This window comes from Streptomyces sp. WAC05292 (assembly GCF_003949955.1).
GTDB lineage: Bacteria > Actinomycetota > Actinomycetes > Streptomycetales > Streptomycetaceae > Streptomyces > Streptomyces globosus.
Window position 1 is genome coordinate 1 of sequence record NZ_RPSE01000267.1, and the last position, 8805, is coordinate 8805.

At 75.9% G+C, this 8805-nt stretch carries 8 protein-coding genes and 1 pseudogene; 7 read left to right on the forward strand and 2 right to left on the reverse strand.

The genetic code is table 11. The annotated features are described in order from the left end of the window. From EF903_RS23245 to EF903_RS23265, 5 genes are all read left to right on the forward strand, one after another. On the forward strand, nt 1-797 hold a 797-nt coding region (locus EF903_RS23245), incomplete at its 5' end, for a hypothetical protein (protein WP_221888761.1). 237 nt (nt 798-1034) lie between these two features. After that, nucleotides 1035-2705: an ABC-F family ATP-binding cassette domain-containing protein gene (locus EF903_RS23250; RefSeq protein ID WP_125546175.1), complete on the forward strand. Its 1671-nt coding sequence runs from the start codon at nt 1035-1037 to the stop codon at nt 2703-2705. 28 nt (nt 2706-2733) lie between these two features. Continuing rightward, nucleotides 2734-2913 (forward strand): CsbD family protein, encoded by a 180-nt coding sequence (locus EF903_RS23255; RefSeq protein WP_125546177.1) that lies wholly within the window; start codon nt 2734-2736, stop codon nt 2911-2913. A gap of 240 nt (nt 2914-3153) precedes the next feature. Beyond that, nucleotides 3154-3582, forward strand: coding sequence for an Hsp20/alpha crystallin family protein (locus tag EF903_RS23260; protein ID WP_125546179.1), 429 nt, complete (start codon nt 3154-3156; stop codon nt 3580-3582). Between the two features lie 113 nt (nt 3583-3695). Beyond that, nucleotides 3696-4139, forward strand: a complete 444-nt coding sequence (locus tag EF903_RS23265) for a DUF2267 domain-containing protein (RefSeq protein ID WP_399421498.1) — start codon at nt 3696-3698, stop codon at nt 4137-4139. Between the two features lie 65 nt (nt 4140-4204). Here EF903_RS23265 and EF903_RS23270 read toward each other — a convergent pair whose 3' ends face one another. Then, nucleotides 4205-5434, reverse strand: a complete 1230-nt coding sequence (locus tag EF903_RS23270) for an FAD-dependent oxidoreductase (RefSeq protein WP_125546181.1) — start codon at nt 5432-5434, stop codon at nt 4205-4207. 234 nt (nt 5435-5668) lie between these two features. Here EF903_RS23270 and EF903_RS23275 point away from each other — a divergent pair, with 234 nt between their 5' ends. Both EF903_RS23275 and EF903_RS23280 read left to right on the forward strand, forming a co-directional pair. Continuing rightward, nucleotides 5669-6808, forward strand: a complete 1140-nt coding sequence (locus tag EF903_RS23275; protein WP_125546183.1) for a hypothetical protein — start codon at nt 5669-5671, stop codon at nt 6806-6808. Between the two features lie 87 nt (nt 6809-6895). Further along, complete coding sequence (locus tag EF903_RS23280; RefSeq protein WP_125546185.1) at nt 6896-7525, forward strand: class I SAM-dependent methyltransferase; 630 nt, start codon at nt 6896-6898, stop codon at nt 7523-7525. A 712-nt stretch (nt 7526-8237) separates the two neighbouring features. Here the strand turns inward: EF903_RS23280 and EF903_RS36130 are convergent. Further along, a pseudogene (locus EF903_RS36130) lies at nt 8238-8558 on the reverse strand (AMP-binding protein); the annotation flags it as partial. Between the last annotated feature and the right edge of the window lie 247 nt (nt 8559-8805).

An 8805-nucleotide genomic window follows, 5' to 3' on the forward strand; every position in this document is an offset into this window, starting at 1 on the left:
CGGGTACGGGGGCCGGGATGCCCGCCAACCCGCCGGGCGACCGCCGCCACGGCTGCGTGACCGTCCTGGCGGCCCCCTTCGCCCTCGCGGCCCGCGTACACCGCCCGGGACGTCCGGACCGGCTCGCCGACCCGGTGATCCGCCGGGTCGCGCTCGCCCGGACCGGCGTCGGACTCGCCGCCACGGCCTGGCTGTTCTACGCGTTCACCCTGCGCGAGGAGGCCAAGGCCGTCGTCGACGACAGGCTCACCGACGTGCTGATCAGTGCGGCGGTGCTGGCGGTCGTGGGCCCGCTCGCGGTGGCGGCCTTCCTGGCGGCCGCCCGCCCGCCGCTGCGCGCCCGGTACCGCCGGCGGCTCGGCGGCCCGCTCACCGCGTGGGGCTGCCTGATCGCCGCGGCCGGCCTCCAGTGGTTCGCGCTCCGCCCCGACCTGCGGGACCCCGTGTTCGCGGGCGCCGGCGACGTCGGCTTCCTCCTCGGCCTGCTCCTCCAGCTGGGCAGCCTCTTCCTGCTGCCGTTCCTCCTGGCCTCCTCGGTGCTCTGCGTCCACCACGCCTTCCGGACCGCCGACGTCCACGAGGTGCTGCCGCCGCTGCTCTCCCCCGTTGTCGTCCTGGTGATGTCCGTGCTCCAGGCCGTCGACGGGCCTCCTGTCAACGCCCCGCAGGCCGTCTGGTTCGCGTTCCTCGCGGGAGCGCCGCTGTCGGTCACCGCCCTGTCCGCGTGGGAGCTGCGGCGGCTGCGCACCCGGTACGGGACCACCCTGCGCGGCGCCCTCGGCCGCCGGTGGCGCTGACCCGCGGCCGCCACGGCTGCCGGGTCCGGTCCGCACGGCGGGAAAACGCGTGGGCATCCGGTCCGGTCCGTTGCTACCGTGTCCGCATGGCTCAAGGCATCTGGTCCCAGAAGGTGCGATCCGCCCGCTGACGGCGGCGCCCTGATCCCTTCCGGACCCCCGCGCTCGCCGTACCGGTTCCCGCCGGGCGGCCGCAGCCCGCTGCCCGGCTCCACCTCGCGAGCCGCGGAGCTTCCCTTGAACCACCCCACCCCCCTGTCCCTGCCCCTGCCTGCCGGCTCCGGCGGGAGTGCGCACGTCCGCGCCGAGGGCGTCACCGTCACGCGCGGGCACCGACGCGTGCTGGACGGCGTCTCGGTCACCGTCTCCGCCCGGTCCCGGGTCGCCGTCGTCGGCGAGAACGGCCGCGGCAAGACCACCCTGCTGCACGTCCTGGCCGGAATGCTCCCGCCCGACGCGGGCGCCGTGCACCGCGTCGGCACGATCGGCCTGGCCCGCCAGGAGCTCACCGTGCGCGGCGCGGAGACCGTCGGGACGCTGACCGCCGAGGCGCTGGCCGCGCCTCTCGCCGCGCTCGCCGCCCTGGACGCGGCGGCCCTCGCCCTCGGCGCGGGCGACCCCGGTGCGGAGGACCGGTACGCCGCCGCGCTCGACGCCGCGACCCGGCTCGACGCCTGGGACGCCGAACGCCGGGTCGACACCGCCCTGGAGGCCCTCGGCGCGTGCACCGACCGCGAACGGCCGCTGGCGGCGCTGTCGGTCGGGCAGCGGTACCGGGTCCGCCTCGCCTGCCTGCTCGGAGCCCGGTACGACGTCCTGCTCCTCGACGAGCCCACGAACCACCTCGACGCCGACGGGCTGGACTTCCTCACCCGCAGGCTGCGCGAGCACGACGGCGCGCTCGCGCTCGTCACCCACGACCGGGCGCTGCTGCGGGACGTCGCCGACCGGTTCCTCGACCTCGACCCGACGCGCGACGGCAGGCCCCGCCTGTACGCCGGCGGCTACGACGCCTGGCAGGAGGCGCGCAGCCGCGAGCGGCAGCGGTGGGAGCAGGACCACGAGGAGCAGCAGGCCGAGCACCGCAGGCTCCAGGACGCCGTCGCCCGGGCCCGCGACCGGCTGTCCACGGGGTGGCGTCCGGACAAGGGCACCGGTCGGCACCAGCGGCAGTCCCGCGCCCCGGGCGTCGTCCAGGCCCTGAACCGGCAGCAGGAGGCGCTCGACGCGCACCGCCTGGACGTGCCGCCGCCCCCGCCGGTGCTGCGCTGGCCGCACCTGGGCGGCCGGTCGGGGGCGCCGCGGCTGCGGGCGCACGGCGTGGCCGTCGCCGGACGGCTGGCCGGGCCGGTCGACCTCGTCCTCGACGGCGGGGACCGGCTGCTCGTCACCGGGCCGAACGGCGCCGGGAAGTCGACGCTGCTGGCCGTCCTGGCCGGCGCGGTGGAGCCGACGCGGGGCCGCGTCGTGACGGCCGCGGGCACCCGGACCGCCCTGGTCGCCCAGGAGACCGCCGGGGCCGACCCGCGGCTCACCCCACGCGAGCTGTACGCGCGCCGCGTGGGCCGGCTCGTGGCGGGCGGGGCCCTCCGCGACGCCGACGCCGTCCCGCTCGCCGCACTCGGACTGCTCGACGCCGACGCCGCGCGGACCCCGGCGGGGCGGCTTTCGCAGGGGCAGCAGCGGCGCCTCGACCTCGCCCTGGCCTTGGCCGGGCGGCCGCACGTGCTGCTGCTCGACGAGCCGACGAACCACCTGTCGGCAACACTGGTCGAAGAGCTCACCGAGGCGGTCCGCACCACGGGCGCCGCGGTCGTCGCCGCGACGCACGACCGTCAACTGCTCCGGGACCTGGCGGACTGGCCCCGCCTGGAAGCCGGCCGGAACGCCGGGGCGGACCGGGGATGAGCACGGGACCGAGGAGAAGGGGGCCGGCATGAGCGCCCGCGAGAGGATGAAGGCGAAGACGGAGCAGGTCGTCGGCAAGACCATGCGCAAGGTCGGGCACGTGCTCGGCGACAGGTCCACCACCGTGAAGGGCGGCGCCCTGCAGCTGAGGGGGAAGGCCCGGCTGGCGAAGGAGAAGGGGAAGGACGCCCTCAGGCACCGGCACTGACCGGACCAGCCCCAAGCAGGGACGTGCACGCGGCCGCCGGGCACCACGGGCCGCGTGCACGTCCGCGCCGCGCCGGCACCCCGGCATCGAACCCGACCCGGACCCACATGTCAGCCAGCCGCTGACATCATCCATGTCGTCCATTGGGCGAAACCCCGTGTTGTCATCGTTCCGACGACATGCTACAACAGGGGCCGAAGCGCACTGGCAGCCGTTGCCGAACAACCAGGAGGTGTCCCCATGCTGATGCGCACCGACCCCTTCCGTGAGATCGACCGCCTCACCCAGCAGCTCGCGGCGCCGGGCACGTGGTCCAAGCCGTCCGTGATGCCCATGGACGCCTACCGGGACGGCGACGCGTACGTGGTCGCCTTCGACATCCCGGGCGTCGCCAAGGACGCGATCGACATCGACGTCGAGCGGAACATGCTCACGGTCAAGGCCGAGCGGCGGCCCGCCCCGCGGTCGGACCGGGCGCAGATGGAGCTTTCCGAGCGGCCCCTCGGCGTCTTCACCCGGCAGATCATGCTGGCGGACACCCTGGACACCGAGCGCATCGAAGCCGAGTACGAGGCCGGCGTCCTCACCCTGCGCATCCCGATCGCCGAGCGCGCCAAGCCGCGGAAGATCGCGATCGGTGGCGGCGAGCACAAGCAGCTGAGCAGCTGAGCAGAAGCCAGCGGCGCCTGCCGCCCCCTCCCCCGCCGGCCGGCCCTCCCCGCGTCCGCGCCGGCCGGCTTTCCGGACCGAAGCCACCGCGACCCGAAAGGAAGGCAGACACCGTGTTCGACCAGCCCGCAGTCCTCCGCCGGCCGGCCCCGGACATGACCTACGAGCAGATGCTGGAAGCCGTCCGGTACGAGGGCGCCTACCCCAGCACCGAGCGCGCCGCCGAAACCGTCGAGCGTGTCCTGGCCGCGCTCGGCCGCCGGCTGACCGGCGACGAACGGGTGGACCTCGCCGCCCGCCTGCCCCTCCGGGCCGCGCAGGCGTTCACCGCGCAGGTCCCCTCGTACGAGGAGCTGACCGGCTGGGGCTTCGTCAAGGACCTCGCCACGCGCTCCGGCACCAGCCCCGCCACCGCCCGCTGGGACACCGGAGCCGTCCTGTCCGTCGTCGCCCGCCTCGCCGGCCCGGACCTCCTCGCCCGCATCCTGCGGAGCCTCCCCGCGGGGTACGCCCTCCTCTTCGGCCAGATCGACCTCAACGTCGGCCGCACCGCCTGACCGGGCGTTCCCGGAACCCCCGAGCGCCCGGCGGGGGCGGCAGAGGCTCCGGCAGCACGTGCGGTTCAGCGGAGCGCCTCCCGCGGCGGCCGCTCGCGCAGGGCCCCGTAGGCGAGGAAGTAGGCCGGGAGCCGGTTCAGGCGGCTCTCGGTGAGCAGGGAGGCCAGCCGGGCGGCGCGCTGCGGGTCGTCGAACGCGGACCGGCCGGCCAGCAGCGGCCCGATGACCTTGGCGTGGGCGGCGCGTTGGAGGCCCTGCGTGGCCACGGTGGTGGGCCGGCGGCGCCGCTGCACGCGGCGCACGTCGTGCAGGCCCACCCGGTGCCCGCGCAGCGGGCCCGCCAGGTGGCGGGCGGCCGCCACGGCGTCCTGCACGGCCAGGTTGATGCCGATGCCGAACACGGGCGACATGGCGTGGGCGGCGTCTCCGATGCACAGCAGCCCCGGGCGGTGCCAGCGGCGCAGCCGGTCCAGGCGGACGTCGAGGAGTTTGACGTCGTCCCAGGAGGCGACTGCGTGCGCCCGGTCCGCGAGCCAGGGCACCGCCCCCGTGAACCGCTCCATGAACGGCTCCAGGCCCTCTGCGCGCAGTCGGGCGTCGGTGCCCTTCGGGATGAGGGCCGCGCACTGCCAGTAGTCGCCGCGGTCGATGAGCGCGCTGAAGAACCGCTCCCCCAGCCCGCCGACGAGCCCGCTGGGGTCGTCCTCGTGGCGCGGCAGCCGGAACCACCAGGCGTCCATGGGACAGGGGAAGCCCTGCAGGCCGAGCTCCGGGAGGGTCCGGGCCAGCGAACCCCGGCCGTCGCAGGCGACCGTCAGGTGGGCGCGCAGTTCGCCGGCCGCGCCGTCCGCGGTGCGGTAGCGGACGCCCGCGACCCTGCCGCCCTCGACCAGGAACGACTGCGCCTCGGTGTCCATCCGCAGGCGGAACGACGGCTCCTTGCGCGCCTCGTCCGCGAGGAGGTCGAGCAGGTCCCACTGGGGCACCATCGCGATGTAGTTGTACTTTCCGTGCAGCGCCCCGATGTTGCCGACGGTGACCAGGGTGCGGTCCGGCCCGAGGGGCAGCTGGACGGTCGTCACGCGGCGCTGCGGGAGCCGGGCGAACCGCTCGGCGAGGCCGATCTCCTCCAGCAGTGACAGGGTCGTCGGGTGCACGGTGTCGCCGCGGAAGTCCCTGAGGAAGTCGCCGTGCTTCTCCAGCACCGTCACCTCCACCCCGGCCCGTGCCAGCAGCAGGGCCAGCACCATCCCGGCCGGGCCGCCGCCCACCACGCAGCAGGTCGTCCGCTCCACGGGCCACCACTCCCTCCGAGGGCGTCGCGGGCGGATCCCGCACGCCCACAGGACGTATACCGCACGCGGGACCGCGGCGGCCGGAGCCGTACGGGTGCGGCCGCGGCACCCGCGCCGTTCGGGCCGCCCGGCGCCGCCGGTGCGCCCGCCCCCGGCCAATCCGGGTGTCATGCCCCTGACCTGCGGGATAGGTTGTCCTCCACTGACAACGGGGACGAGCTACGGAGCACGTGCATGACGCAGAGCAGTTGGCCGGGAGCACACGGGGGCGGCGGGGGCGCCCCGCACTGGGGAGGCTGGGGGCCGCCCCCGCCGCCGCAGCCGGGGGTCATACCCCTGCGGCCGCTCTCCCTCGGGGACATCGTCACCGGTTCGTTCTCCACCTTCCGCCTCCACTGGAAGCGGATGGCCGGCGTCGCGCTGCTCGTCCAGGCGGCGCTCGTGCTCGCGACGGGCCTCGTCGTGGCCGCCGCCGTGGCCGCCGTGTTCCCGCACCTGGAGCCCGTCTTCGACCCGCCGTTCGGCGAGACTCCGGCGCGTGAGCACGTGGTGCCGCTGCTCGTGGCCGCCGCCGTCATGCTGGTGGCGCTCATCGTGCTGGGCATGCTGGGCATGGCCGTGATCTCCACCGCCTGCCTGGCCGTCCTGAAGGAGGCGGTGTCCGGCAGTCCCACGACGTTCGGGGCGGTGCGCCGGGCCGCGTTCCGGCGGGCCCCGGCGGTGGCGGGCGCGATGTTCCTCAGTTCCCTGGTCGCCGGCCTCCCGGTGTTCGCCGTCCTGGCGGTGTGGGCGCCGCTGGCGGTGGCCACGGCCTCGGAGGCCGCCCCGGGAGCCCTGCTGGTGCCCCTCGTCCTGGGACTGCTGGCCGCGTTCCCCGTGGCCGTCTGGCTCAGCGTCCGGTTCGGGATGGCCCCGGCCGCCGTCGTCATGGAGGACGCCGGTCCGGTCGCCGCGCTGCGCCGCTCGGCCGCTCTCGTCCGCGGAGACTGGTGGCGGGTCTTCGGCATCACGCTCGTCGGCGCCATGCTGGCGGGTGCCATCGGCTACGCGATCCAGCTGCCGTTCAACCTCATCGGGACGTTCGCGCTGGTGCCGGCCATGGCCGTCGCCGAGGAAGGCGTCTCCCCGGCGGGCGCGATCACCATGCTCGTCGTCGCCGTCCTGCTGACTCTGGTCGGCGCGATCGCCGGGCAGCTGTTCCAGGTCGGCTTCATGCAGCTGGTCGCGGGCCTGCTGTACGTGGACCGGCGGATCCGCCGCGAGGGCCTTGCGGAGGCCCTCCTCGCCGGCCACACGGGGCCCCCGGCGGCGCCGCCGGCGCCGACCGCCGCGCCGGAGCCGCCGCAGCAGGAAGGCCCTCAGGACAGCCGTTAGCAGCAGGAGCCGCGGCGGGGCCGCCGCCGTGTCGCGGCGGCGGCGGCCCCGCCGCGGTGCCATCCTGGGGCGGGAGCGGAGGTCGCCATGGGTTTCTACACCGGCCACGTACTGCCGCGCGTCATCGACGCGGTGTGCGGGATGAAGACGTCCCGGCCGCTGCGCAGCCGCGTGTGCGAGGGGCTGACGGGGCGCGTGCTGGAGATCGGCTTCGGCAGCGGCCACAACGTGCCGTTCTATCCCCCGTCCGTGACCGAGGTGGCGGCCGTCGAGCCGTCGGACACCGCGTGGCGGCTGGCCCGCAAGCGCGTCGGGAACTCCCCGGTGCCGGTGCTGCGGGCCGGATTGGACGGGCAGTCGCTGCCCTTCGACGACGACACCTTCGACTCCGCCCTGTCGACGTGGACGCTGTGCACGATCCCGGACGCCGCCGCCGCCCTGCGGGAGGTGCTGCGCGTCCTGAAGCCCGGCGGCACCCTCCACTTCCTGGAGCATGGCCTGGCACCCGCCGCCGACGAGCACGTTCGGCGCCGCCAGCGCCGGCTGGACCCGCTCCAGCAGCGCCTGTTCGGCGGCTGCCACCTGACCCGCCGCCCGGCCGAGATGGTCGCGGCGGCCGGGTTCGCGCTCGGCCCGGTCGACGTCTTCTACGAGGAGGGCGCCCCGAAGTTCCTGGCCGCCGACTCCCTCGGCACGGCCGCGGCCCCCACCGGCTGACCGCGGGGCGCGGCGATCGATCACGCGTCCGCCTCCTGCACTGCGCAAACCCGCCGCTCGCCCACGGCCGGGCGGGCGGGCGAGGGCGTACGCCCCGGGACCGCCCGCCCGGCCGGACGCCTGTCAGGTCTCGGCCGGGGCGAGCCAGCCCTTTCGGGATGTCCGGGACCTGCTGGAGGCGGAGGCCCGGCTCCCGTCCCACCCGCTCTGCGTCCGCCGGGTCCAGGAGTCCCCCGCCGACCCGCAGGAGCCGCAGGCTGCCGGCGTCGGTCCGGGCGGCGGGGGCTGGGTGCAGCCGGTGGCCGGCGGTGTCCGGCGGCAGTGACGCGACGGTGACGCGTTCCCGGGCCGCGGTCCTCTGGCAGGCGGCCGGGTACCGGGTCGTCGGGCGGGACGCGCCGCCCCAGGAGGCGGGAAGCAGGAACGCCACCGGGTCGGCGGCCCGGGCGGGCCCCGGCTCGGACGGGGCGTCGAGGGAGCCCGGAGGGTAGCGGCTTCCCGACGGGTCGGTTGCGGCCCGCCGTACGGGTTGGCCGCCCCGGGGCGCCGCCAGGGTGAAGACGCGCCGCAGGGGCCCCTGCGCCGCGATGCGGGCGGTCATCGCCGGTGTGGTCGAAGCCGTGGTGGACGGTGGGGCCGAGGCAGCCCCGCGCCTGCTCGGCCTGGACGACGTGCGCAACCTGCGGCTCGCGGTACGCGAGCGCCGCAGCAGAGCGAAGAGGGTGATCACGTACTCGGGGACGTTCGGCAGCCGGACGACGACCCGCCGGCCGGGCCGCAGGCCGAGCAGCCGCACCCCGGCGGCCGTGCGGGACGCGCGCCGGTGGAGGGCGGCGTACGTGAGGCGGTGGCGCCGCGCACGAGAGCGGTCCTCGGGCCGTGCTCCAGAGCCCGGTCCCGCAACAGGCCGTCGAGCATCGACCGCATCCCCCCGCCCTTGCCGATCTCCTGACGCGGGCAGCCCACTCGTCAACGGGCCACGCCCACACGGGCGTTGCCCACCAAGGCCGCCGCGTCGGCTCGGTGGAAGCACCGGGAGGCCGAAGGCCCCGGCGAGGGGGCGACCGGATTGTGCCCGGCATCGCGACGGTGTCAAGCCCCGAGTTTCCGGAACGTGTCCGGGGTGGGCCGTCTCGGGCCTACTGGTGGTGCGCCCCCCACCGGAGCAAGGGAGACACCCCGCCAGACCGGGACCCCCCTTTCACCGCACGGGCCGCACCGAGAAGGAAAACCCCACTCCATCCGGTTTTCGGATCGAACAGCAGGAGACTCCCATGAAC

Coding starts and splice junctions, on each gene's coding strand:
- EF903_RS23255 (WP_125546177.1), top strand. CDS start 2,734: ATGAGCGCCCGCGAGAGGATGAAGGCGAAGACGGAGCAGGTCGTCGGC.
- EF903_RS23260 (WP_125546179.1), top strand. CDS start 3,154: ATGCTGATGCGCACCGACCCCTTCCGTGAGATCGACCGCCTCACCCAG.
- EF903_RS23275 (WP_125546183.1), top strand. CDS start 5,669: ATGACGCAGAGCAGTTGGCCGGGAGCACACGGGGGCGGCGGGGGCGCC.
- EF903_RS23280 (WP_125546185.1), top strand. CDS start 6,896: ATGGGTTTCTACACCGGCCACGTACTGCCGCGCGTCATCGACGCGGTG.